This is a genomic window from Seleniivibrio woodruffii, assembly GCF_029267515.1.
Lineage (GTDB): Bacteria > Chrysiogenota > Deferribacteres > Deferribacterales > Geovibrionaceae > Seleniivibrio > Seleniivibrio woodruffii_A.
Genome location: NZ_JAJUIS010000003.1, coordinates 215,258 through 238,241 on the forward strand (window position 1 = coordinate 215,258; position 22,984 = coordinate 238,241).

Here is a 22,984-nt window from a genome sequence, read left to right on the forward strand (position 1 = left end):
ACTCGCTTCTAAAACCAGATGAAGATATCCGTCTTTGCGAGGAATGAAATGACGAAGCAATCTGTAAAATTCAGGTTGCTTCGGGCGAACAGCCCCTGCGAAGACAAAATGTTTAAGTTCTTTCGAAGCAGCCTCATTAATAAAAACTACCCCTTTATTTCTTAAACAGACGGAGGTAAAATCAGTTAAGTAAACAAACATAGGTGAGAAATGTTCCGTCTTATTACACTTATAACCGCATCAATTGTTATCTGCTCGTGCACCTTTACTTATGAAGTGCCATATCAGGATGTATCCGCATCAAAACTTCCTGCTGCGCACGTGATGCAGAAAATGAACATAAAGGCGGCTTATCTGCCTATGGATGAAAATAACCCTTCTCAAAAGCTCGAAGACAACGGTTCCGGTGTTAAGCAGCTCATGATAATGCCTATTGCCAAACAGATAAACAAATCAGCAAAGGATATTCTGCCGCAGTATTTCACAGAAACGGCTGTTCTGGAGTCTGCAAAGTCCGACAAAGGACTGATAATCTCCGTTGAACTTCAGGATTTCGATTTTAATACCACAGTCAGGGGATTTAATACATGCGGCGTGACGCCTAAACTGAACCTCCGTATACACTTCATGGACAGCGGCGGACGGGAACTTTACCGCTCCGACACTGTTTCGTCCATAGACCATGTGGAATACAGCTGCACAAGCACAAAAGAGGCGCAGGAGGTCTGGAACGCCCGATTATACGCAGCAGCGGGTGACGCTTTCATAAAGTCGCTGGACAGTATGCTTAACTCGTATGCCGTTAATAACTATCTCCGCGGTCAGTCTCAGGAGAAAGCCCCTGAACCATCTCCATACGTTCCCGACGGAGCAACGGAAAAGGAGAGGCTGCGCGCCGCATTTGAGCATGGATACATAGATTCCGCCCAGCTTACAAAAGCAATCGGCGAGCTTGGCGGTGACAGGTCAAAACTTCTGGAATCATTCCTGAACGGTAAGATAGACGCGAAAAAATTCGGAGAGCTGTACTGATGAAATCGATTAAATATTTCTTAATATTGTCAATGCTTATAATGGTCGGCTGTGCGAGCCGGATCGACATCCCCATGGTGGAAAACACGACGGTGATACCTGACAGGGTGAACATGGTAAACATGCGGGTGGGTATCGTGCTGCCCGATGAAAATCTGGTTAAGTCCTATGTCATAGGCAGCGCCACAGAGAATATACCCGCCGGAAAACATCTTAGGATTATGGAGAAAAAGTATTTTCCGGTTGCGTTCACATCGGCTGTGGCGGCTGTGCCGGGCAGTTTTCCTGATAACGTGGATGCGCTGATATCTGCCGACATTCAGGACTTTTCATTCGAAGGAGTACAGGTTGCCGCAGGATTCGGAATGAAATACCGAATTAACCTCGGCGTGAAGGTCACTGTTACCGATAAAAACCGTATGACCATCTGGGAGACCACAGCCAGAAGCGTGAAAGAGAGCAGGTCGGTGGTATCTCCGGTCATTCCGTATAAAACACTTATGGCGGAGGCACTCTCCGCCGCCATGGACGACTGCTTTAAAAAACTGAACGAAGAGATAGCCCTTTCCGGCGAGCTTCAGGCATACGCGGCAAATCTCAGGAAACAGCCCGCTGTTGCCGCTGCTCCGGTTCGTCAGACATATGCCGCGCCTGTGCAGACGGCACAGCCTGTACAGACTGCACAGGCTGCACAGCAGAGCGGAGCATATCTGGGAGTTAACATACAGGCTTTAAGCACTGAAAAACAGCTTATGATAACAAGGATAGTAGCGTCCAATGCGCGGTTCAGAGCCGGTCTGTCAGGTGTTGAGGTTGTCGGTGTTTTGCCGAACAGCCCCGCGGAGACCGTGGGTATCCATACTGGCGACATAATAGCGGAAGTGAACGGAACGGCTGTCACGTCAGCAGAATCGTTCGTATCGTTCATCGGGTCGCAGTCCCCTGCTGCCAAAATAACTCTATACGTTATCCGCGGTACACGCCCTTCCTATTTTGACGTGGTGCTCGGCTCAACTGCTGACGCGGGTAAACCTGCACAGCAGACCTATTCATCGGTTCCTGCTCCTGCCGCCGAACCCCAGCCTGCCGAAAACGAACTGCCGCCTTACAGAGAGGACGCATACGCTGTGGTTATCGGTATCGACTATAAAGGGCGAAGCGACATACCCGCGCTGAAATACGCCTCTTCGGATGCGCAGGAAGTATATAACATACTGACAGACAGAAGATACGGGGGCATCCCGAAAGAGAATGCCGTGCTTCTGCTGAACGAGAACGCCACGCGCAACAACATCGTAGCCGCACTCAGAAAGATAAAAACGTGGGACGGATACATGTATGTCTATTTCTCCGGTCACGGCGCTCCTGTAACATCCGGCGAAAAGGTTACGGATGCCCTTATAGTTCCCTACGACAGCGTTCTTTCCGATCCCGATTCGCTGTCTGATACTGCGGTCAGGGTCAGCTACATAGAGGATATGGTGGACTCGTCAAACGCGAAGGGTGTTCTGGTGGCTCTGGACGCATGTTTCACGGGCAGCGGAAAATCCATCGTAGCCAAGGGCGGCAAGCCCATAGTGGGCATGATGGCTGCTCCGGACATCATAAAGACAGTCGGTTCCGGCAGGGTGATAATAACCTCATCGGCTGCAAATCAGCAGTCGTGGGAGGATGACAGCGAATACAAATCCGGTCTGTTCAGCCACTTCTTTAAGGAAGGACTCACAGGCAAGGGCGGAAACGGCGTATGGGTGACCATTAACGACATATCTGAATACATAAAAAACAACGTTGCCAAGGCGGCTTTCAGACTTAAAGGTCAGCAGCAGGATCCGCAGGTGATAGGAACAGGCGATTTCACAGTCAGCCGCAACTGGGAAAAATCCAGACTGATGGATGAGGAGACAGGGAAAAATAAACTGAAAGCGCTCTTTGAAAAGGGGCTTATTAACTCCGCACAGCTTTCCAAAGGCTTGGATGAGCTGAAAAAACCTGTGAAATCCAAACTTATGGACGCCTTTCTGAAAGGAAAGGTCGACGACAAGAGTTTCGGGGAACTTTACTGATGAAAAGATTTCTCTTTCTCATACTGCTTTTTGCGGCGCTTTCCGCCAACTGTGCTGAAAATCCAGTAACAGTGGAGGCGGAGGGTGTTTCTGTTATGGGTGATTCCGACACCATGAAAGAGACAGTCATGCGCGCCCTGAACGATGCCCGCAGGAACGCCATTGAGACAGCGTGCGGGATATTCATAAAATCCAGAACTCTGGTGTATAACAGCCAGCTTGCCGAAGACCTCGTATATGCGTCCGTGAAGGGGCGTATACTGAAATATAACATTATTTCACAGGGATTTGCGCAGGGAAGCAACAGCGAATACTCGGTAAGTATAAGAGCTGTGGTGGAACCTTATCAGCCGGAAAAGACAAGCGGTCTGTCCGTTGATCTTGCCATGTCGAGGGCGCAGGTTAAGCAGGGGGATACTGTCAGCATAAGCTACAGGGTAACGGAGGACGCCTACGTCTATCTGTTCTCCATAGCCTCAGACGGTTCTGTAACGCTGCTTCTGCCGAACAGTGTTCAGAGGAGCAACTTTGCACAGAAGGACAAAACCTACGTCTATCCCGACAGCGAATGTAAAATTGTTCTTACGGCACAGTTCCTTCCGGGATTCAAAGGTAAATCCGCCGAGGAGAAGATAAAAATAATCGCCACAAGGCAGAAGGACGACCTTCTTACCCTTGGATTTCAGGAGGGGATGTTTATAACCTACAGCGCCTCTTCAACAGGTATGATAAGCGATCTCGTCCGCAGACTGAACAGGCTGGACCCGTCCGACTGGGCGGACGACACCGTGACCTATACCATTGTCAGGTGATCAGTAGTTTATATTGCCCAGCGCAGGGAATATCCTGAAAAGGAAGATACTCACCGCCTGCATACTGTCCGTCGCCATAAGAACACCGATTATTATAAGCAGTGCGCCTGATATCTTTTCCACCGCCATAACTATCTTTCCTGCCTTTCGCACTGTGGAGAATACAAGTCCCACAGCCATTGCAGAGAGCAGAAACGGTATCCAAAGCCCGAAACCGAAAACGGCAAGAAGCATGATGCCGCTGGTGACGGTCTCTTTTGCCGCGGCAAGTGACAGAATGCCCGCAAGGATGGGACCTATGCAGGGTGTCCAGCCGAAAACGAACGCCACACCAAGAAGAAACGCATTTACAAAAAACGGAGCGCCCTGTTTCGAGCTGTAGTGCCATTTTTTGTGCATCATGAGTTTATTGATGCGGAAGATGCCCGTCATGTGCAGACCGAGTATGATGATTACCACACCCGCAACCCTTCCGATTATGAGCTTATATTCTTTAAGAAACATTCCTATTTTTGTAGCTCCGGCACCGAGCAGGATGAACACCAGCATGAAGCCTAAGCCAAAAAATACTGCACCTAGAAAGACTTTAAGTCTTGCCGTCTTTTTATCGCCTGTTGTAAGGGTTTCGATGGATTCGCCGGACATAAAAGAAAGGTATCCGGGGAGCAGCGGTAAAACGCATGGTGATAAAAAGGAAAGTACGCCCGCAAGGAACGCTGTGAAAAAAGATACATTGTCCATGTGCAATATTTACAAATTTCTACTTGATTATGCAACTTTTTTTTAACATCATAGTCTATGCTTTAAAGAAGCTGAAAGAGGTCATAATGAAGAAATCGTATAAGTTTATTCTTGCAGGCGTTGTTTTCGCCGGAATTATCGGCTGGCTGTTTATGTCCAGCTTTAAGCAGGAGAGCGTCTATTATCTTGAGGTTCACGAAGTTACCCATAACCCCGAAAAATACAACACAAAGGGGATGAGGGTCACAGGCAACGTCTTGCCCGGAACCGTCACACAGGATTATAAAAATCAGTATCTTCTTTTCACTATTCAGGATATACAAGGTAATCCCGATACGATGAAAGTGGAATATCACGGTATCATCCCCGATACTTTTAAAGAGGATATACACGTTATCGTCGAAGGAAAATACGATCCGGAGAAACAGGTTTTTAACGCGGCAACAGTTCTGACAAAATGTCCGTCAAAATATGAAGCCGAAGTTGAACAAAAATCATAATCGCCTGTCTCTGCTTAGACTGAACTGTGAATAATAATTTTTATTATTTACATACGCTTGTTTAAGACGTGTTAGGTCGTGCTTTATTCAAAACCAATAAGGGAGAATTATGGGACAGTTAGGTAATTTATTTCAGATTCTGGGTCTTTTGTCCGGCTTCGCCGCATTCGGTATGTATGCCTATGCCATGCAGACCCAAAACAAGTCCACAGCAAAGCTGGCGGACTCTATCATGATCGGTCAGCTGGTTGCCTTTTCTCTGGCATCCTGCGTTCTGGTCTATGCCCTTGCGACAGGCTATTTCAAAATGGAGTATGTTGCGCAGTACACCGACTCGAAACTTCCGTTTGTTTATAAGATAAGCGGCTGGTGGGCAGGTCAGGCTGGTTCGCTCCTTTTCTGGGGCTGGCTTGTCACGCTTTTTGCGGTGATAGAAATTTTCCGCACAAAGAATTACGACACAAAATACAGGTCTGCGGTGCTTGCCGTTTCGGCGCTGACATCCACCTTTTTCCTGATACTCACAATTTTCGTTACAAACCCCTTTGCAGAGCTGGACTTCTTCCCCGCCGACGGTATGGGTATGAACCCGCTGCTGCAAAACCCCGGTATGCTGTATCACCCGCCCACCCTTTTCCTTGGATATGTGGGATACACCATAACTGTCGGACACGCCTTTGCTGCGCTTGTCACTAAAGACGTATCCGCAAACTGGGCTGTAGACACACGCAAATGGACCGTTATCACATGGATTTTCCTTACGATAGGTATCGTTCTCGGCGGCGAATGGGCTTATGTTGAGCTTGGCTGGGGCGGTTACTGGGCATGGGACCCTGTTGAAAACGCTTCACTGCTTCCCTGGCTTACATCAACGGCTCTGCTGCACTCCGCTATGATTTACGAAAGACGCGGCAAACTGAAAATATGGACGCATATGCTTGCGCTCATCTCTTTCCAGCTCTGCCTGTTCGGTACGTTCATCACAAGAAGCGGCGTTCTGGATTCCGTGCACACGTTCGCAAAATCATCTCTGGGATATTTCTTCCTGGCGTTTATAACGCTGACGACGGCTATATTCCTTAAATATCTGTTCCCTATGCTTAAAGAACTGTCAGACAAAGAGGAGCACCATTTCACTTTCTTCTCACGCGACGGGATGTTTTTCCTCGCAAACTGGCTGTTCCTCGGACTTACCATAGTTATAGGCGTCGGAACCATGATGCCCATCATTTCCGGTCTGGTAATGCCCGACAAGATTACTGTGGGTATTCCCTACTTTAACAGAGTTTCCGCTCCCTTCTTTGTCCTTATCCTGCTTGCCGGCGGTATAGCTCCGCTTCTGCACTATGGAAAGATGGACAGAAAGGAGCTTATCATGAAGCTCGCGCCTTCGACAATCGCAATGGTTGCCGCTATGGGTGCTCTTGTTGCTGCCGGACATAAAGAGATTCTGCCTATAATGCTTCTCGGATTTACCACTTTTTCTCTGGTATCAATCCTTGTATCCATTATAACGACCGTTAAGAAAGGCGGCGCCAATGTTCTGCTTAAAAACAGAAGATACTACGGCGGTCTGATAATCCACATAGGTGTGGTTATGATGGCTTACGGAATTGTGGCATCTTCTTTCTATAACGATAAAAAAGACGTTACCGTTGCTCCCGGCGAAAAGTTCGAGTTCAGCGGATACACTCTTGAGGTTGGCGAACTTAACGCGCGCGAGATGCAGAACTACGTTTCCGTATATGCGCCCGTGACAGTTTATAAGAACGGTAAAGAGCTTATGACCCTTGCGCCGGAAAGACGCTTTTATGAGAAGAACGAGCAGGCTTTCGCAGAGGTTGCCATCAGCTCGAAACTCTACGGCGATCTTTACCTTATACTTGCCAGCTATTCGAAAGCTGAGAACTACGTCGGTATTCAGGCTGTATTCCAGCCGTTCATCACATGGATATGGATAGGTTGTGTAACCATGGTATTGGGCGGACTTTACGGTATTTCCGGCAGGAAAAAGAAGAATGCCTGAAACTCTGGTTGAGTTTAAGAAAGTAAATAAAAAATACGGACACATCCACGCATTGCGGGATGTGTCCGTTTCCCTTAATAAAGGAGAATTTGTCAGCGTTTTCGGACCCAACGGCGCGGGCAAATCCACCTTTCTGAAACTTCTCTGCACCATGACTCCGCCCACAAGCGGACAGATTCTTTACGAAAATACCCCGCTCAACAAATTACAGGACAGTTTCCGCAGCAGGTTCGGTGTGATATCTCATCAGCCCTTCCTTTACAGCGAGCTGACGGCGCTTGAAAACCTGCGCTTCTATGCGAAACTGTACGACGTACAGAACATTGACGAGCGCATCAAAGTGCTTCTGGACAAGGTTGAGCTTTATAAACGCAGAAACGACAAGGTGCGCGGCTATTCGCGCGGGATGCTGCAAAGGCTCTCTATTACAAGAGCGCTTCTGCACGACCCTGAGATTGTCGTTCTGGACGAACCCTATACGGGGCTTGATACCCACGCTTCGGACATCCTTACACGCATACTTATGGAGCTTTTCGACGACCACAAGACCATCGTAATGGTGACCCACAACATGAAACAGGGTTATGATGCGGCGTCCAGACTCGCCATAATAAAGGGCGGTCAGCTTGTGTTCAACGAACAGAAGGCGAACATAAGCGTGCAGGAGTTTGACGAACGCTATATTGAGGCGGTGAGCAGATGAAATATCTCGGTTCAATCTCCGCCATCGTCAGCAAAGACGTTCTCCATGAGCTGAAATCAAGGGAGATAGTGGTCTCCATGCTCCTTTTCTCCGTGCTTACGGTGGTTGTTTTCAGCTTTATCTTTGAACCCGGTTCTCAGTTCAAAAACGAGGTGGTCGGCGGTATCCTCTGGATGTCGTTCGTCTTCGCGGGGATTCTGGGGCTTAACAAATCCATGATGAGTGAAGTTACAGGCGGGAACTTTTCAGCTCTGCTGCTTGCTCCTGTTGACCGCAGCGCCATATTTTTCGGCAAGGCAATAAGCAATTTCATTTTCATAGCCATGGTGGAGATATTCACCATTCCGCTTTTCATGGTTCTTTATAACGTAAACATCTTCGCATACGGCGCTATGCCCGTAGTGATTTTCCTTTTAGGCACATATGGCTTTGCCATACTTGGCACACTGTTTTCAATAATCTCCGTGAATACCAGAACCAGAGAGGTGATGCTGCCCCTTCTGCTTCTGCCCATAATCGTTCCGGTAATTCTGTCGTCTGTTCAGGCGCTGAATATATACATTCTCGGACACGATCCGGCGGATGCCGTTAAATGGATGCAGCTTCTTGCCGGTTTTGATGCTATATTTACGGTAGTTGTTTTCGCTGTGTTTGATTTTATAGTAGAGGATTGATATGAAGTTACAGAAACCTTTGGATATCGCCGCCATAGTGCTTATCATTGCGGCGCTTTATATGGCCTTCATGTTCGCTCCCGTGGAGCGGATGATGGGCGCCGTGCAGAAGATTTTCTATTTCCACGTCGCATCCGCATGGATAGCGTTCTTTGCTTTCTTCGTAACGTTCGTTTTCAGCATCCTGTTTCTGGTGAAACAGAATTTCCTGTTTGACGATATAGCGGAAAGCTCCGCGGAGATAGGCATAATGTTCTGTACGATAGTGCTCATCACAGGACCTATCTGGGCAAGACCCATATGGGGCGTATGGTGGACGTGGGATCCACGTCTTACGACTACCACAATCCTGTGGTTCATCTATGCGGGATACATCATGCTCCGCAAGTTTATCGAGGAAGCGGACAAAAGGGCTAAGTTCGCGGCGGCAATAGGAATTATCGGTTTCATCGACGTACCGATAGTCTTCTTTTCGATCCGCTGGTGGAGAACTATCCACCCCAACGTGGTTCAGAAAGGCGGCGGCGGTCTGCACCCCGACATGCTGAAAGCGATGCTTTTCGCTATCTTTGCGTTTTCGGTGCTTTATGCCGCTATGATGCTGAAAAGGGTGCGCATTGCGTCACTCTCAAGAAGAATTGATGCTATAGGAGAGAACAATGGGTAATTTCGGATATCTTTTCGCAGGTTATACAGTTATTTTCGTGCTTCTCGGTGCATATTTTTTCAGCCTCGGATCACGCCTTAAAAACCTTGAAACCAGAGTGGACTCACTGGAAAACAAATAATTTCCAAAGGCTGCCTCATTCGGGGCGGCCTTTTTTCAATACAGCTTCAATTCAATATGCTGTCTGTAACTTTCGAAATCCTTATCCAGTGTGAAAACGGGAATGTTGTAGTGTGCTGAAACCGCACATATAAGAAAATCTGTATGAGAGCCTTGGACACCGTTTATACGGCAGGCATTAGAAAACTCAGCCGCAAGTTCATATATTTCTGTGTTAAGAGGTAAATCCTCAAAAGAACGCATCCTGCCTTTCAGTTGTTCAAATTTTTCAGAGGATGATATTCCGGAGAGCAGTTCATGTCTGATAGCTCCGATTATTGCAACACGGGAGTCTTTTATAACATCAGTAAGGCGTGAAACAACATCAATGTCCTTCTCTGCTCTAGGTGTTTTACGCAGAGCAAGATACCGTACGGAAGTATCCACAAGCACTTTCATTTACGATTTCTCAGTTTTTTGTAATCGTAATCACTGTCATAGTCCACGCTGCCGAAAAGTTCAAGTATCTCTTCCTGTTTCTTTCTAAGTATGAACTCTTTAAGTGCTGTATTCACTGTATCTTTTTTGGTCTTTATACCGCTTATCTTCTGTGCTTCTTTAAGGAGTGCATCGTCTATTGCAAGATTTGTTGCCATATTGTCCTCCATAGAGATAACTTACACACTATAATGTGTAAATTAAAGCGGAATCATGTGTTTCTCCTCATATGTCCGCGCAATACGATGCGTCCTGTCAAAATTGCGGAGGTCATGAGCACACCGAGAAACAGTATGAAGCTGTGCCACCCGAAATCCTCGTAAATAAGCCCCGGAAGAATTGAGCCGAGTGCGCCGCCGGAGTAGTAAAATGCCACATACAGCCCGTTTGTTACCCCTTTATGCCTGTCGGCTATCTTGTTGACATAACCGGCAGCCGCGGTGTGCGACAGGAACATGCTGGCGCAGAAAACGAACATGCCGAGGAACATCAGCCGCGTATCACCGGATATGAACAGCACCAGCGACAGAACGAATGAGGTAAGTCCGGCGAACACAGTACGCAGTTCTGAACCAAGCAGTTTTATTATCTTCATGACGTTTACGGACATTGCAATGCCCATAATGTAGCCTGTGTACATTATTCCTATCAGAAGTTCCCCCGCGTCCGGATTTATCTGGCGCAGGCGGAATGGAATGAAGTTGAGCACTGCAGCGAACATGAAGAACATGAAAAAAATCATGATGTAAATCATGGTGAAAAGCCGCTGTGATAGTATTTCCATTGCAGCGTGAGGGTTCATCTTAGCAAGAGTTGTTTTGTTTTCGGGAAGTGTGCGGATGAGATATACCGCAAAGGCGAGGCTGACTCCCAGAATCATGAACATCACCCGCCATCCGGCATAGTGGGCTATCAGACCGGAGAAAAAGCGTCCTGCGAACCCTCCGAAGATGGTCGCGGAGATATAGAGCGCCATGTTCTTCTGAACATTACTCTTTTCCGAAGTGTCGGCAATATAGGTCATGATGCCGGTCAGGACGGCAGGGATAGCGCATCCCTGCAGGAAACGCACGCCCACAAGCAGATAGAAAGTGTTAGAGAAGAAGAACATGAACTGGCATACCGACAGAAATGCCAGCGAGAAAAGCAGAACGCGTCCGGCGGAAACCGATTCAAGTATATATCCGTAGAAGACGGGCGCAACGGCAAGGGGAACCATGGTAGCTGTGGTCAGAAGCGATGCCTGCGACATGGACAGCCCGAACTCCTCCGCAATCATAGGCTGAACAGGCTGAGGCGCATACAGCGACGATATGGTCATCACCGTTGCGAACAGCAGAATTAAAAACTCCCTGCTTTGTTTCATCTGTAGCTGCGCAGATATTGCGGCGGGATGGGCGCTTCCGCTCCAAGCTCCCTTGCGGCATGTATTGTCCACTGATGATTTTTTAGGTGTCCTCTGCCTATCATAACAATGTCCGCTTTGCCTTCGGCAACGATACTCTCAGCGTGCTGTGCCTCAGTGATAAGCCCCACGGCGGAGGTCGTCATGCCTGTCTCTTTTTTAATCTTTTCCGCGAATGGTACCTGAAATCCGGAACCCGCGGGTATTTTTGCAAGTGCAACGCCTGCTGTGGAAACGTCTATAAGCGCCACTCCAAGCGGTTTGAGCATGTTCACCAGCTTAACGGAATCCTCCGGCTGCTGTCCGTCCGGCAGCCAGTCCGTAGCACTGATGCGGACGGATATCGGTACTGCTGTGCCTATGGCAGACTGGACAGCTTTAACCGTTTCTATGAGGAAGCGCGCCCTGTTTTCAAGGCTGCCGCCGTATTCATCTTCGCGCTTGTTGGAGATTGGCGAGATGAACTCACTGAGCAGATAACCGTGTGCTGCGTGCAGTTCTATAATCTGTGCTCCGGCACGTACAGCACGCATAGCTGATTCTGCGAATCTATCGGTCATTTCATGTATCTGGGCAACTGTCATTGCCGCAGGTGTCTGACATTCGGTGTCAAAGGGGATTGCGCTGGGAGCCAGCAGGTCTGTCCAGTCTGTGAGTGGTTTGCCGCCCAGCCACGGTTTGTCGGTACAGGCTTTTCTGCCTGCATGGGCTATCTGTACGGCTGGAACTGCGCCCTGCGACTCTATGAACGAGAAGATTCGGGCGAATCTGTCCGCCTGCTCATCGTTCCAGAGACCGAGGTCGTAAGGGCTGATGCGCCCTTCAGGCGAAACTGCGGTGGCTTCTATAATAACTGCGCCTGCGCCGCCCGCGGCTATGGAACCGTAATGGACCAGGTGCCAGTCGTTCGGAAGACCGTCACTTGCGCTGTATTGGCACATGGGTGGTACGACGACGCGGTTGCGGAGGGTTACTCCGTTCAGGGTGATCGGTTTAAATAATTCTGACATAAGCATCCTCCTATTAATAAAATCATATAGTAACAATAATGCTCATGCGCTATACTTCACAAGTGTTTTTTGGATTGCAGGGCATACGCCCGAAATGTTATAAACAGATGTGCGGTAGAGGTGCTGACATGATATATGAAAAACTGCTGAAGGTGGCGCTTAAAGCGTCAAACGAACAGGATCTTCCGGATACGCTGTTCGCGAGCATAAGATTTATCTGTGAGAATAAAAATTCTGATATTGAGCTGATACACGAGCTTATCGACCATCTGGAAAATTATGAGCCTTTCGGCGACGTCGGATGCGGGAATCTTTTTTCCAGCACAAAGGACGTTGAGCAGTGCGTCGCGAAGCTGCTCAAGATTGCCTGACAGCTCCGTAACGGCATATGGGGATGCACTTTCCGCATCCGGTGCATTTTGCCGTATCGATGCGTATCAACTTGCGGTTGTCCGCATCCGTGAAAAGTGTTATAGCGCATTCGCGGCACTGTGTCACGCACGCCCCGCAGCCTCTGCATCTGCCTGTTACAATCTGAACCCTTTCGTTTGCCATCCGTCTATTATACATCATTACATTTGTCTTGCAATAACGGGACAGCCGGACAAGATTATATAAACATTTGATTAAGAGGGATGTATGGGTATAAGATTTGCAGTTGTTCTGGGCATTTTCGCCCTTATAAATATTTACGCATTTTCAAGGATAATCACCCGCTGGCAGTGGGCGAAAGAGCACTTGGTGCTGGCGTGGGTGATAGTGGCTTTTATATTTCTGCTGGAGTTGCTTGCACCCATAGGCGACAGGATGTTCCTGCCGAGGCTCAAAAACGAAATGGGGCTGGCTTGGCTGTTCATAGCTGTCAACTGGGTTTCATACACAGCTTTCGGAATGGTGACGCTCCTTGCGGCATACGGTGTTATAACTGATGTCGGTGCAATAATCTGGCGGTTTATCGCGCCGCCCACGGACACTGTGGACATGGAGCGCCGCGTTCTGCTTACACTTGGAGTGCTGACAGTTGGTTCAACGGTGCTTGGAATCGGACAGGCGCACGCGGAACCGTCTGTCAAAGAGGTTAAGGTGCCCGTGAAAGACCTCCCGGAGCAGTTCGAGGGATTCCGCATCGCACAGGTGTCCGACCTGCATATTGGACCTACAATAGGGCGAAGGTTCGCTCAGACTGTGGTAAACCGTGTGAACACTCTTGACGCGGATATCGTGGCGCTGACAGGTGACTTTGCCGACGGACACGTCAAAGATCTGCAAAACGATACCGCACCTCTGGCAGAGCTTAAAGCCAGGCACGGGGTTTATTATGTCACAGGCAACCACGAGTATTACTGGGACGCTCCAGGCTGGATAGAAGAGTTTGAGAGGATGGGTGCAAAGCCGCTTATAAACGCCCATGAGATTATAAAAGTGAGAGGTGCGGAGATAGCCGTCGGAGGTGTGAGCGACTATTCAACGAGACACTACGGCGCACTCCACGCATCCAGTGCGAAGAGGGCGTTTGACGGCGTACCGACCGGAATGAAAAAGATAATGCTGGCGCACCAGCCCAACAGCTATGCCGACGCTTATGCCGCCGGAGTGGATCTACAGCTTTCCGGACATACCCACGCGGGTCAGTATTTTCCGTTCAGTCTGCTTATACCGTTCTTTCAGAAGTATTATAAAGGGCTTAACCGCCATAAGGATATGTGGGTGTACGTCAATACCGGAACGGGATACTGGGGACCGCCAATGCGCGTGGGCGTGCCTTCGGAGATAACCCTTCTGACACTGCACAGAGCATAAAAATAATGAAACTGCTTCGTCCTTTCAGTCCTCGCAGAGATGTCTTTGCGAGCCGCAGGCGAAGCAGTCTCGTTATATCGTTATTCAGCTAACAGCTTATTTATCGATTCAGCAGCTTTACGCCCTTCTCCCATGGCAAGAATCACAGTTGCCGCGCCGAGAACTATGTCCCCGCCTGCGTAAACTCTGTCCATTGATGTTTTCTGGTCGCCGTCCGCAAGGATGTTGCCCCACCTGTTGACGTTTATCTCAGGTGTCGTATGGCTTATCAGCGGGTTTGAAGAGTTACCCAGCGCCATGATAACGCTGTCCATCTCAAGGACGAATTCACTGCCCTTTATCTCAACAGGTTTTCGTCTGCCGGAATCGTCCGGTTCACCCAACTCGTATTTCAGACATTCTATGCCGGTAACCTTGCCGTCCTTGTCGCCGATTATACGTTTCGGATTGGTGAGGAACAGGAAGGTGATTCCCTCCTCTTTGGCGTGGGCTATCTCCTCGCGTCGTGCGGGCATCTCTTTTTCAGTTCTGCGGTAGATGACGTAAACCTCTTCGGCACCGACCCGCAGAGCCATACGCGCCGCATCCATGGCGACGTTCCCGCCGCCCACAACGGCTGTCTTTTTGCCTGTGAAAATAGGCGTGTCGGCTTTATCGGGAGTGTACGCCTTCATAAGATTTGCGCGGGTGAGGAACTCGTTTGCAGACGAAACGCCCACCAATCCTTCGCCCTCTATGTTCATGAAATTGGGCAGACCTGCGCCCGTGCCGACGAACACTGCGTCGAAACCGTCTTTCTCTAGCAGGTCGGACAGTTTTCTGGTGCGTCCCACGAGGAAGTTTTTCTTTATTGTGACCCCCATTGAAAGGAGGTTCTCTATCTCTTTGTCGAGGATAACTTTGGGCAGACGAAATTCGGGGATGCCGTATATCATGACTCCGCCCAGCTTATGAAAAGCCTCGAAAAGCACGACCTCGTGTCCCGCCTTTCGAACGTCCGCAGCCGCTGTCAGTCCGGCAGGACCGGAACCGATTATCGCAACCTTTTTGCCTGTGGCGGGCGCTATCTCCGGCAGTGACATTCTGCCCTGTTCCCGCTCCCAGTCAGCGACAAAACGCTCAATACGTCCGATTGCCACGGATTTATCCATGTCTTTCAGCGATTTGCCCACTGTACATTCCGCCATGCACTGTGTCTCCTGCGGGCAGACGCGTCCGCAGATTGCGGGGAGCATACTGTTATTTTTGATGATGTTCACGGATTTCTGATAATCGCCCTCTGCTGCGGCTTTGATGAATCCGGGGATGTCGATTGCAACAGGACACCCCTTTATGCAGGGTGCGTTTTTGCACTGGAGGCATCTTTCCGCCTCAAGTCTGACCTGCTCCTCAAAGTAACCTATGGCGACTTCCTGTATGTTTTTCGCACGGACGGAAGGTTCCTGCGCGGGCATCTCCTGCATGGGGATGGCGAGTCTGTCCTTAGGTTTCAGTGCTGAAAAATCAATTTTTTCTATGAGTTCCCGCGCCTCATCGCGCAGTTTCTCTGCGGGTATGTATGACATTATTTATGCTCCTGAAGTTCGTCCACCGCCTGCTGAAGACGGCATTTGTGGTTTGCCTCCTGCTCCTGCGGCTTGTAAGAGCGCTGGCGGAGCATCATGTTGTCGAAATCGACCTCGTGGGCATCAAATTCCGGTCCGTCAACGCATACGAATTTTGTTTTTCCGCCGACGGTGACACGGCATCCGCCGCACATCCCCGTGCCGTCCACCATAATGGTATTCAGCGACGCAAACGTTTTAACGCCGAACGGACGGGTTGTCTCCGCGCAGAATTTCATCATTATTGCGGGACCGATGGCAACAGCAAGGTCAACGCCGCCCTTTTCGCATATCTCTTTCAGCGGGACTGTAACGAGGTCTTTGCGTCCGTATGAGCCGTCGTCTGTGCAGACGATGAACTCGTCCGCTATGGCGCGCATTTCGTCCTCAAGGATGAGAAGTTCCTTAGTTCTCGCGCCCATTATGATTATCACCCTGTTGCCCGCTTTTTTCATCGCCTGCGCAATTGGATGCAGGGGTGCAACACCAATTCCGCCGCCGACACAGACCACCGTGCCGACCTTTTCAATATGCGTTGGCATCCCCAGAGGTCCCAGAACATTCTCCACAACATCTCCCGCATTAAGCTGTGCCAGTTTCAGCGTGGATTTGCCCACTACCTGAAAAATGACCGTTATGCTGCCGACCGTTTCGTCGGCATCGGCTATGGTGAGGGGAATCCTCTCGCTGTAATCGCTGTCCGCCTGCAAAATGACGAACTGTCCCGCACGCCGTTCACGCGCTATTTCCGGTGCTTCAAGCACAAGCTGAAACACGTCGCGGGAAAGCTGTGTTTTTTCCAATACTCTGCTCATTTTTTACCTCAGATATTTGTTCCGAAATGCTAATTTCAGTCAGATTTTCTTTAATTGCAAGATATTTATGCGCCATAGCCCAGCCTTTGCGCCTAATGATGTTTTAAAACCTGAATGGATGTTATGCTATTTTTTAATATTGCTCAAAACAGATATTTGTAAATAGCTGAGAGGATGAAAAAGGGATTTTTTAGATGTATTGAAAACGTCGTTCTGTTTTGTTGGATTTATGCGCTCATCAGTCGCGATATTTTTTTGTGAGACCGTTGAGAAATTTCCTCATGTGCTGGTCGCCAAGCGCCTGGAAATTGCGGTGATCGGGTCTGCGGAAGTATGCGGACACTTCTGATTTTGTAATTTTCACGCCGCCAATTTCGAATATTTCTATGATGTCTGTATCTTTCAGTTCCAGCGCCACGCGCAGTTTTTTCACTATGTCGTTATTTCTCATCTTTAACGCCCCTTTTGTATGTTATGAAGCCGTCCAGAAAGGCGTTCAGAATCTCGTCGGAGGTTTCCTGATAGTCCTGGTCTTCCTCTTTGGACATGATTGCGGGGATGTCTTCACGTTTAATGGGATGACCTCCCATATCCAGTATTTTCAGGATTTTATTATCGTTAAGGTTCATGGCATAGCGGATGCGGCGAAGTATATCATTGTTGTTCATGGGGGTATAATACAGATTGGCTGGCGATTCGTAAAGTTATTTGTTGCCTTTTATAACGCTTCGCATCTCGGCGTTGTCGGAAGAAAAACCGTCATCATGTACTTGTTTATGTACACTCAGCCGCTTTTTCTTCCTCCGCCTTGATATGCTTGGTTCTAAAAAGCAAGTTTAAGACAGCGTAACTATCAAAGTGCTCTTTGCAGGATGCAGGAGGAAACGTCGGGTGTGATAGCTCCCGTTTCGCCGAGGGCTGTCATGCCGTGGCTTTTCAGCGCGTTCACAACGGCTTCAACGTCGGCTTTTATACCGTATTCGCTCAGCGTCAGCTTAACGCCGATACTGCGGAAGAGTTCCTCTATCTTTTCAATAGTGTGTTCCTCAGTTAAAGCCGCGCCTTCCAGTCCGAAAACGTTTTTGCCCATTTTCAGCAGTTTTTTTGATTTTTGAAGACGCATCTGGCGCAGAACGGCAGGCAGAATAATTGCCAGCGTCTGTCCGTGATCCAGCCCGTAAAGGGCGGTCAGTTCGTGACCTATCATATGTGTTGCCCAGTCCTGCGGAACACCAAGTCCGATAAGTCCGTTAAGCGCCTGATTGGAAGTCCACATCAGGTTTTTCTGCCAGCTTTCGGTGCGTCTGTTTTCCCAGTCTTTAGCAAGTGCGGCAACATTGCGCAGAAGCACCTCCGCATACCCCTCCTGAACCATACCGTCAGTGGGATAGGTGAGATACTGCTCTGTCGTGTGGACGAAGGTGTCCACCATGCCGTTAGCAAGCTGTCTGTCGCTTAGTGTTGTCATTACGGTATAGTCCATAACTGCGAACACAGGGTAGACCGCTTCTGATTTGAAGAAGCGTTTTTCATGGGTTTCGGCCTTCGTTATGACTGAACCGCCGTTGGATTCGGAACCTGTGGCAGGAAGGGTCAGCACAGCGCCTATGGGCAGCGCTTTCTTAACTTTATGTTTCCACTCAAGTATATCCCAGCCGTCACCGTCATACAGTGCCGCTGCGGCAACGTATTTCGCACCGTCGATAACGGAGCCTCCTCCCACTGCAAGTATAAAATCTATTCCGTTTTCCCGCACAGCCTCAACGGCTTTGTTCAGGGTTTCATAGTGGGGGTTCGCCTCAACGCCTGAAAACTCCGTGCAGGTATGTTCTTTCATCGCCTCTGTCACCTGAGAGTATACTCCGTTGGATTTGATGGAGCCTCCGCCGTAAATGAACAGAACTTTTTTGTCTTTCGGGATCAGTTTTGATATGGAACCGATTGTGTCTTTTCCGAAGATTATCCTCGTGGGGTTGTAGTAGTCAAAATTTTCAAAAGTGGTCATATTCCCTCCGTTCTATCTGAATAAAGAATATAGACGTGTTTTCGAAGATTGGAAGTGCGGTTCGTGCAAAATCTTTGCACAATCCTATAATTCTGAGATGTGAATAGTACCGCCTTGTTAAATTTTAAATAGCTGACAACTTGATTAATTTGTATTCAGGTATAATATTAATTAACAAGCAGACTGTTTTTATCTTTTTGAGGTGTGTCATGAAAGCAAACGGAGCATCACCGGACACCTGCATCAGTTTACAGATAACCGACAATGATATAATCCTGCTCCGTTCGCTTATGACGGATCCGGACGGGGTTATTATTTTCGCTCTGGACATGGAATACAGGTATGTTTCCTTTACTGTCAGCCACAAAAATGCCATGAAAGCGCTCTGGAACTGCGACATAGAGCAGGGTGTATGTATGCTCGACTACATCGGCTGCGAAGACGCCAGAAACAGAGCCTGTTATAATTTTAACAGAGCCCTTGCCGGCGAAAGGTTTACGGAAAGGGAGGTTTACGGCGGAAGGTACTGGGAGGACAGATACCAGCCCCTCTATGACGGGCAGTGCTGCATAGCAGGAATAAGTGTTTTCGCCATAGAGGTCACGCGTCTTGCGGAGGCAGAAGAAGAGCTCCGGACGGAGATGCTGGAAATGGAGCGGCTGAAAGAGCGCGAACTCATTTTCAACAGCGTAGGCGAGGGACTCTACGGCGTTGATCTCAACGGCAACTGCACGTTTATAAATCAGGAGGCGCTGCGTATACTTGGTTACGAAGAGCACGAAGTCCTTGGAAAAGAGACTCACGCTCTGTTCCACCACCACCACGAGGACGGCAGGGTATACGAAAGAGACGACTGCATAATCCACCGTTCACTGGCTAAAAACATGAAATCAGATGAGGTTACATGGCTTTTTAAGAAGACCGGTGAAAAATTCCCTGTGCGTGCCATCGCCACTCCGGTTAAAGATGGCGACAGTGTTACCGGTGTTGTGATAGCTTTCTGCGATATGACGGCGAAACACGAGGTTGAGGTGCAGCTTAAAAACGCCAATAAGGTGCTTAAACTGCTGGCAACCACAGATCCGCTCACAGGGATTTACAACAGAAGGTATTTCGAAGACAAGGGCGCGCAGCTCATTGCCGCCAGCAGAAAAGACGGCTCGGAACTTTCCGCTGCCATGTTCGATATAGATTTCTTCAAAAAAATTAACGACAGATACGGTCATTCAGTAGGCGACAAAGTGCTCGTTATGGTTGCTGCAACAGTTACTAAACATCTGCGCAAAGACGATATTTTCGCCCGCATAGGCGGTGAGGAGTTCGTTATACTTCTGCCGAGAGCGGGACTTAAAGATGCCGTGGATATTTCGGAAAGGATAAGACACAGTATTGAATATGCCGTGACGGAGCATAACAACGAAAGGATAAGCTGCACAGTCAGCATAGGGGTGACCAGCGTAAACGAGGGCATTGCAAACCTTGACGGGCTTATAAGAAAAGCAGACGACAGGCTCTATGCCGCGAAGAGGCTCGGACGCAACAGAACCGTGGCAGAGGATCAGCCGGAATAGGTCTCAACCCTGTTTCTCCCGTTTTCCTTGGCTTTATAAAGGGCGTCGTCCGCTTTGCGCACGGCTTCGTCCAGAGTGTCTCCGCTGTCAGGTATAATACTGAAAACGCCGATACTCACAGTCATGCGGATACATACGCCGTCAACGTCCACACATATTTTTTCAATGTCGCTTCGTACCGTTTCCATGTACTGTCTGAGTGAATTCTCTTCCCCGCCAGTGGTGTACACGGCAAATTCCTCTCCGCCATATCTTGCCGCTGTGTCGTTCTCTCTCTGGAAATGGGATTTAATGACGTATGCAGCCTTTTGCAGGCAGAGATCTCCGGTCAGATGCCCGTAAGTATCGTTTATCCTTTTAAAGTGATCAAGATCGAGAATAGCCATGGAAAACCGCACGCCCTCCCTGCGGCATGTGCCGAACACCTGAACGGCGTTAGCAGAAAAATAGCGTCTGTTGTAAAGTCCTGTCAGACTGTCCTTTTCGCTGAGCTCCTGGAGGAGAATGTTTGCCTCGGTGAGTTTTTTGTTCAGCCTTTTCAGTTTTGTGCTCCAGTAAAGCATAACGGCAATGAAGAGTATTGCCATCACCGCAACCTTGATAAGCAGGCTGTAGTCGATCCTCTGGTCATATCTTATGCTGAGCCAGTTGCCCAGTATGCGGTTTTTCTGGTCTTCGCTGATTGTGTTTATCAGTTTCTGGAATATGGCGGTAAGCTGCGGTTCGTCGTTTCTTGCGGCGATACCCATCTCCCAGTCCTGTGAAAGTCTGGCGGATATTTTAACGTCCGTTATCTTCTGCTGGCTTATCTGATAGCCGATCGAGGGCATAGTGCCTATATATCCGTATATCCTGCCCTGCTGGAGCATCCGGATACCCTCTTCGTCGTTTTTGACCTCGACTATTTTAAGTCCCGGATATGTGCGTTTCAGCACTTCGGTTATGGCATAGCCTTTAACTGAGCCGAATGTTCTGTCCATAACGCTTTCCAGCCCGTCGATGAATGGTTCGTTTACAGATGTTGCAACAACGTTCGGAACCACAAGATATGGCTTTGTGAAGTTGAGATATTTCATCCTCTCCGGTGTTTTCATGGCGAGGGAGAGGATGTCGCACTTGCGGCTTTTAACGGCGAGCATGGTCTCCTCCCAAGACGCTGTGGGAACGATGACTATCTCGGCGGGGAGTTTTGGTTTTATCAATGCGAAAAAATCTGCAGCTATGCCGACGTGGGTCTTTCCGCCTTTAAGCTGTTCGAATGGTATCCAGTTCGGGTCAACGCACATGCGTATGACTTTTTTGTTTTTCAGATACAGCAGCTCTTCACGGGTGAAAAGCTGGTTCGGGCTGGCGCTTTCGGGCACCTTTGCTGTTATCCACTGGTTTTCAAGCCGGAGCCTGTCTTCGGGGCTGATGCCCGCCATTGCCTTCTTTATTATGGAGTGCAGCAGCGGATATTTAGGGTTTATGCCGAATCGCAGATCCTCCATGCTGACCCCTTCCGGTGTGAATGCACCGGCTATTTTCAGGTTTACCAGTGCGTATTTCTTTATGATGTTGTTTCCGGCGTTAAGAGCGGTTACAACTGCGTCCAGCCTGCCGAAGGAGAGGTCGCGCATCATCTCGTCCTGCGAGGTGTATTCCTTTGCGGGGCTGTTAAGAAGAGAGTTCAGTGTTTTTGTATAAAATATTTCAGACATGATCCCGACCCGCCTGTTTTTTAGCGATCCGAGACCGGTATATGAACCGAAATCGTCGCGGATGAAGACAACGTTCGGGATGCGGAAGTATTCGTCTGTGAAGAGGGTGTAGTCAGCACGTTCTTTCGTATAGGTGATATCGGCTATAACGTCCAGTTTGCCGTCGCGGAAACCGTGCAGCAGCGACGACCAGTTGTTAACGGAATAGAGGAAGGTGATTCCCGTCTGTCTGCTTATCATATCCAGCAGTGAGAGTGTGTACCCGGCAGATTCGCCGTTTGAAACGAAGCTGAACGGGGAATAGTCCGGCATGAGACCCACGGAGAAAGCAGAGTGAGAACGTATGAACTGCTCTTCCTCATGAGTGAGTTTTATTTTATCCGGTTTTGTGATCTCCCTTCCGCTGAAAGTAGCCCAGCATTTTTCCAGATCCGATATTTCTGATTTAGGAATTGAGTTCAGCGTCTTTTCCATTATGGAAAAAAGTATGCGTTCATCTCTGCGGACGCCTAGTCTGAAATCTTCGTCCTGTAATTTGCCTATACCCGCGTTTCCTGCGGAAATTATGTTTGGCAGACTGTTTTCGCGGGCTATGAATTTACCTGTAAGCTCGCTGGCGACAACGGCGTCTGTCCAGCCGAAAGCAAGGGATTTCATCAGGTCTGCATAGTTGCTGTATTCTACAGTATCAAGCCCTGCTTCGCGCAGTATGGGAAGATAGTAAATGTCCTTTGCAACACCTATTTTCCTGCCTTTCAGGTTCGCAGGAGAATCTGCGGTAAATCTGCTGTCATCTGCCCGTTTGAAAAAAACAGTCTTTCTGTAGTGATACGGTTCTGTGAAAAGTATCTTTTCCGCCCGCTCCTTCGTGTATGATATTTCGTCTATAACGTCTATCTGTCCTGCGAGAAAAGCGTTATAGATATCCGTCCAGTTGCCCATGCGTATTGTCAATTTAAGCCCGGATTTCTTTTCCAGCATACGGAGAAAATCAACAGAGAACCCCTTTTCGGTTCCGTCTCGGAAAAAAGAGTATGGCTCGTTGTCATTAACAACGCCGATAATGACAGACTTCTTTTTAGCTATGAAATTCATTTCCTCCTGACTGAAAGAGGGCGTTGCCCATGCCTGCATCATAGAGGGGAGAGCGAGAAGACAAAAAAGAGTAAAAAATCTGGATAATTTCACCATAATAATGCTCTCCGCTTGTTTTTAAGACCGGATATGACTGATTTTACACTTTACAAAATTTAAAT

General features: G+C 48.7%; 24 protein-coding genes. 12 read left to right on the top strand and 12 right to left on the bottom strand.

What is annotated here, in order from left to right:
- Window positions 1-210 precede the first annotated feature (210 nt).
- The 3 genes from Q7P67_RS05000 to Q7P67_RS05010 are packed head-to-tail and all read left to right on the top strand — an operon-like array spanning window position 211 to window position 3,910.
- Window positions 211-1,032, top strand: coding sequence for a hypothetical protein (locus tag Q7P67_RS05000; RefSeq protein WP_303850818.1), 822 nt, complete (start codon window positions 211-213; stop codon window positions 1,030-1,032).
- The gene (locus Q7P67_RS05005; RefSeq protein ID WP_303850819.1) at window positions 1,032-3,098 is read left to right on the top strand and encodes a caspase family protein; all 2,067 of its coding nucleotides are present in this window, start codon (window positions 1,032-1,034) and stop codon (window positions 3,096-3,098) included. Before Q7P67_RS05000 ends, Q7P67_RS05005 begins: the two co-directional genes overlap by 1 nt.
- The gene (locus tag Q7P67_RS05010) at window positions 3,098-3,910 is read left to right on the top strand and encodes a DUF4384 domain-containing protein (protein ID WP_303850820.1); all 813 of its coding nucleotides are present in this window, start codon (window positions 3,098-3,100) and stop codon (window positions 3,908-3,910) included. The genes Q7P67_RS05005 and Q7P67_RS05010 overlap by 1 nt, the downstream gene beginning before the upstream one ends.
- Here Q7P67_RS05010 and Q7P67_RS05015 read toward each other — a convergent pair whose 3' ends face one another.
- On the bottom strand, window positions 3,911-4,651 hold the full coding sequence (locus Q7P67_RS05015; RefSeq protein WP_303850821.1) for a cytochrome c biogenesis CcdA family protein: 741 nt from the start codon (window positions 4,649-4,651) through the stop codon (window positions 3,911-3,913).
- 29 nt (window positions 4,652-4,680) lie between these two features.
- On the opposite strand from Q7P67_RS05015, the gene Q7P67_RS05020 reads away from it, so the two are divergent.
- From Q7P67_RS05020 to Q7P67_RS05045, 6 genes are all read left to right on the top strand, one after another.
- A complete protein-coding gene (locus Q7P67_RS05020; protein ID WP_303850822.1) occupies window positions 4,681-5,151 on the top strand; it encodes a cytochrome c maturation protein CcmE in 471 nt (156 codons plus the stop codon).
- 109 nt (window positions 5,152-5,260) lie between these two features.
- The gene (locus Q7P67_RS05025; RefSeq protein WP_303850823.1) at window positions 5,261-7,177 is read left to right on the top strand and encodes a heme lyase CcmF/NrfE family subunit; all 1,917 of its coding nucleotides are present in this window, start codon (window positions 5,261-5,263) and stop codon (window positions 7,175-7,177) included.
- Window positions 7,170-7,880 (top strand): ABC transporter ATP-binding protein, encoded by a 711-nt coding sequence (locus Q7P67_RS05030; protein ID WP_303850824.1) that lies wholly within the window; start codon window positions 7,170-7,172, stop codon window positions 7,878-7,880. Before Q7P67_RS05025 ends, Q7P67_RS05030 begins: the two co-directional genes overlap by 8 nt.
- Entirely contained in the window at window positions 7,877-8,554 is a 678-nt protein-coding gene (locus Q7P67_RS05035; RefSeq protein WP_303850825.1) for a heme exporter protein CcmB, read from the top strand. Before Q7P67_RS05030 ends, Q7P67_RS05035 begins: the two co-directional genes overlap by 4 nt.
- A 1-nt stretch (window position 8,555) precedes the next feature.
- On the top strand, window positions 8,556-9,221 hold the full coding sequence (ccsA, locus tag Q7P67_RS05040) for a cytochrome c biogenesis protein CcsA (RefSeq protein ID WP_303850826.1): 666 nt from the start codon (window positions 8,556-8,558) through the stop codon (window positions 9,219-9,221).
- Entirely contained in the window at window positions 9,214-9,342 is a 129-nt protein-coding gene (locus Q7P67_RS05045; protein WP_303850827.1) for a CcmD family protein, read from the top strand. The genes ccsA and Q7P67_RS05045 overlap by 8 nt, the downstream gene beginning before the upstream one ends.
- A gap of 35 nt (window positions 9,343-9,377) precedes the next feature.
- Here Q7P67_RS05045 and Q7P67_RS05050 read toward each other — a convergent pair whose 3' ends face one another.
- From Q7P67_RS05050 to Q7P67_RS05065, 4 genes are read right to left on the bottom strand one after another with little or no spacing between them, the layout of a single operon-like run.
- Window positions 9,378-9,779 (bottom strand): PIN domain-containing protein, encoded by a 402-nt coding sequence (locus Q7P67_RS05050; RefSeq protein ID WP_303850829.1) that lies wholly within the window; start codon window positions 9,777-9,779, stop codon window positions 9,378-9,380.
- Window positions 9,776-9,976 (bottom strand): type II toxin-antitoxin system VapB family antitoxin, encoded by a 201-nt coding sequence (locus Q7P67_RS05055; protein WP_303850830.1) that lies wholly within the window; start codon window positions 9,974-9,976, stop codon window positions 9,776-9,778. Before Q7P67_RS05055 ends, Q7P67_RS05050 begins: the two co-directional genes overlap by 4 nt.
- Before the next feature lie 53 nt (window positions 9,977-10,029).
- Window positions 10,030-11,184: an MFS transporter gene (locus Q7P67_RS05060; protein WP_303850831.1), complete on the bottom strand. Its 1,155-nt coding sequence runs from the start codon at window positions 11,182-11,184 to the stop codon at window positions 10,030-10,032.
- On the bottom strand, window positions 11,181-12,233 hold the full coding sequence (locus tag Q7P67_RS05065; RefSeq protein ID WP_303850832.1) for an NADH:flavin oxidoreductase/NADH oxidase: 1,053 nt from the start codon (window positions 12,231-12,233) through the stop codon (window positions 11,181-11,183). The genes Q7P67_RS05060 and Q7P67_RS05065 overlap by 4 nt, the downstream gene beginning before the upstream one ends.
- A gap of 128 nt (window positions 12,234-12,361) precedes the next feature.
- On the opposite strand from Q7P67_RS05065, the gene Q7P67_RS05070 reads away from it, so the two are divergent.
- Window positions 12,362-12,604 (top strand): GSU3529 family protein, encoded by a 243-nt coding sequence (locus tag Q7P67_RS05070; protein ID WP_303850833.1) that lies wholly within the window; start codon window positions 12,362-12,364, stop codon window positions 12,602-12,604.
- On the opposite strand, the gene Q7P67_RS05075 is transcribed toward Q7P67_RS05070, so the two are convergent.
- A complete protein-coding gene (locus Q7P67_RS05075; protein WP_303850834.1) occupies window positions 12,591-12,788 on the bottom strand; it encodes a 4Fe-4S binding protein in 198 nt (65 codons plus the stop codon). The genes Q7P67_RS05070 and Q7P67_RS05075 overlap by 14 nt on opposite strands.
- 84 nt (window positions 12,789-12,872) lie before the next feature.
- On the opposite strand from Q7P67_RS05075, the gene Q7P67_RS05080 reads away from it, so the two are divergent.
- Complete coding sequence (locus Q7P67_RS05080; protein WP_303850835.1) at window positions 12,873-14,033, top strand: metallophosphoesterase; 1,161 nt, start codon at window positions 12,873-12,875, stop codon at window positions 14,031-14,033.
- 80 nt (window positions 14,034-14,113) lie between these two features.
- Here the strand turns inward: Q7P67_RS05080 and gltA are convergent, their stop codons facing one another.
- The 5 genes from gltA to Q7P67_RS05105 all read right to left on the bottom strand — a co-directional run bounded on the left by gltA (window position 14,114) and on the right by Q7P67_RS05105 (window position 18,457).
- Window positions 14,114-15,598 carry an NADPH-dependent glutamate synthase gene (gene gltA, locus Q7P67_RS05085; RefSeq protein ID WP_303850836.1) on the bottom strand — a complete coding sequence of 495 codons (1,485 nt, stop codon included), beginning with the start codon at window positions 15,596-15,598 and terminating at the stop codon, window positions 14,114-14,116.
- Complete coding sequence (locus Q7P67_RS05090; protein ID WP_303850837.1) at window positions 15,598-16,452, bottom strand: sulfide/dihydroorotate dehydrogenase-like FAD/NAD-binding protein; 855 nt, start codon at window positions 16,450-16,452, stop codon at window positions 15,598-15,600. Before Q7P67_RS05090 ends, gltA begins: the two co-directional genes overlap by 1 nt.
- A 238-nt stretch (window positions 16,453-16,690) precedes the next feature.
- Window positions 16,691-16,903, bottom strand: a complete 213-nt coding sequence (locus Q7P67_RS05095) for a DUF1456 family protein (RefSeq protein WP_303850838.1) — start codon at window positions 16,901-16,903, stop codon at window positions 16,691-16,693.
- Complete coding sequence (locus Q7P67_RS05100; protein ID WP_303850839.1) at window positions 16,893-17,120, bottom strand: DUF1456 family protein; 228 nt, start codon at window positions 17,118-17,120, stop codon at window positions 16,893-16,895. Before Q7P67_RS05100 ends, Q7P67_RS05095 begins: the two co-directional genes overlap by 11 nt.
- 185 nt (window positions 17,121-17,305) lie before the next feature.
- On the bottom strand, window positions 17,306-18,457 hold the full coding sequence (locus tag Q7P67_RS05105) for an iron-containing alcohol dehydrogenase (protein ID WP_303850840.1): 1,152 nt from the start codon (window positions 18,455-18,457) through the stop codon (window positions 17,306-17,308).
- 209 nt (window positions 18,458-18,666) lie between these two features.
- Here Q7P67_RS05105 and Q7P67_RS05110 point away from each other — a divergent pair, with 209 nt between their 5' ends.
- Window positions 18,667-20,028 carry a sensor domain-containing diguanylate cyclase gene (locus Q7P67_RS05110; RefSeq protein WP_303850841.1) on the top strand — a complete coding sequence of 454 codons (1,362 nt, stop codon included), beginning with the start codon at window positions 18,667-18,669 and terminating at the stop codon, window positions 20,026-20,028.
- Here Q7P67_RS05110 and Q7P67_RS05115 read toward each other — a convergent pair.
- Window positions 20,016-22,919, bottom strand: a complete 2,904-nt coding sequence (locus Q7P67_RS05115; RefSeq protein ID WP_303850842.1) for a transporter substrate-binding domain-containing protein — start codon at window positions 22,917-22,919, stop codon at window positions 20,016-20,018. The genes Q7P67_RS05110 and Q7P67_RS05115 overlap by 13 nt on opposite strands.
- Window positions 22,920-22,984 lie beyond the last annotated feature (65 nt).

Bases quoted from the DNA above. Each gene is read 5' to 3' on its own strand.
- Q7P67_RS05020 (WP_303850822.1), top strand. From the start codon at position 4,681: ATGCAACTTTTTTTTAACATCATAGTCTATGCTTTAAAGAAGCTGAAA.
- Q7P67_RS05050 (WP_303850829.1), bottom strand. From the start codon at position 9,779: ATGAAAGTGCTTGTGGATACTTCCGTACGGTATCTTGCTCTGCGTAAA.
- Q7P67_RS05045 (WP_303850827.1), top strand. From the start codon at position 9,214: ATGGGTAATTTCGGATATCTTTTCGCAGGTTATACAGTTATTTTCGTG.
- gltA (WP_303850836.1), bottom strand. From the start codon at position 15,598: ATGTCATACATACCCGCAGAGAAACTGCGCGATGAGGCGCGGGAACTC.
- Q7P67_RS05005 (WP_303850819.1), top strand. From the start codon at position 1,032: ATGAAATCGATTAAATATTTCTTAATATTGTCAATGCTTATAATGGTC.
- Q7P67_RS05000 (WP_303850818.1), top strand. From the start codon at position 211: ATGTTCCGTCTTATTACACTTATAACCGCATCAATTGTTATCTGCTCG.
- Q7P67_RS05065 (WP_303850832.1), bottom strand. From the start codon at position 12,233: ATGTCAGAATTATTTAAACCGATCACCCTGAACGGAGTAACCCTCCGC.
- Q7P67_RS05100 (WP_303850839.1), bottom strand. From the start codon at position 17,120: ATGAACAACAATGATATACTTCGCCGCATCCGCTATGCCATGAACCTT.
- Q7P67_RS05060 (WP_303850831.1), bottom strand. From the start codon at position 11,184: ATGAAACAAAGCAGGGAGTTTTTAATTCTGCTGTTCGCAACGGTGATG.
- Q7P67_RS05090 (WP_303850837.1), bottom strand. From the start codon at position 16,452: ATGAGCAGAGTATTGGAAAAAACACAGCTTTCCCGCGACGTGTTTCAG.
- Q7P67_RS05025 (WP_303850823.1), top strand. From the start codon at position 5,261: ATGGGACAGTTAGGTAATTTATTTCAGATTCTGGGTCTTTTGTCCGGC.
- Q7P67_RS05115 (WP_303850842.1), bottom strand. From the start codon at position 22,919: ATGGTGAAATTATCCAGATTTTTTACTCTTTTTTGTCTTCTCGCTCTC.
- ccsA (WP_303850826.1), top strand. From the start codon at position 8,556: ATGAAGTTACAGAAACCTTTGGATATCGCCGCCATAGTGCTTATCATT.
- Q7P67_RS05070 (WP_303850833.1), top strand. From the start codon at position 12,362: ATGATATATGAAAAACTGCTGAAGGTGGCGCTTAAAGCGTCAAACGAA.
- Q7P67_RS05075 (WP_303850834.1), bottom strand. From the start codon at position 12,788: ATGGCAAACGAAAGGGTTCAGATTGTAACAGGCAGATGCAGAGGCTGC.
- Q7P67_RS05015 (WP_303850821.1), bottom strand. From the start codon at position 4,651: ATGGACAATGTATCTTTTTTCACAGCGTTCCTTGCGGGCGTACTTTCC.
- Q7P67_RS05010 (WP_303850820.1), top strand. From the start codon at position 3,098: ATGAAAAGATTTCTCTTTCTCATACTGCTTTTTGCGGCGCTTTCCGCC.
- Q7P67_RS05030 (WP_303850824.1), top strand. From the start codon at position 7,170: ATGCCTGAAACTCTGGTTGAGTTTAAGAAAGTAAATAAAAAATACGGA.
- Q7P67_RS05110 (WP_303850841.1), top strand. From the start codon at position 18,667: ATGAAAGCAAACGGAGCATCACCGGACACCTGCATCAGTTTACAGATA.
- Q7P67_RS05095 (WP_303850838.1), bottom strand. From the start codon at position 16,903: ATGAGAAATAACGACATAGTGAAAAAACTGCGCGTGGCGCTGGAACTG.
- Q7P67_RS05105 (WP_303850840.1), bottom strand. From the start codon at position 18,457: ATGACCACTTTTGAAAATTTTGACTACTACAACCCCACGAGGATAATC.
- Q7P67_RS05035 (WP_303850825.1), top strand. From the start codon at position 7,877: ATGAAATATCTCGGTTCAATCTCCGCCATCGTCAGCAAAGACGTTCTC.
- Q7P67_RS05055 (WP_303850830.1), bottom strand. From the start codon at position 9,976: ATGGCAACAAATCTTGCAATAGACGATGCACTCCTTAAAGAAGCACAG.
- Q7P67_RS05080 (WP_303850835.1), top strand. From the start codon at position 12,873: ATGGGTATAAGATTTGCAGTTGTTCTGGGCATTTTCGCCCTTATAAAT.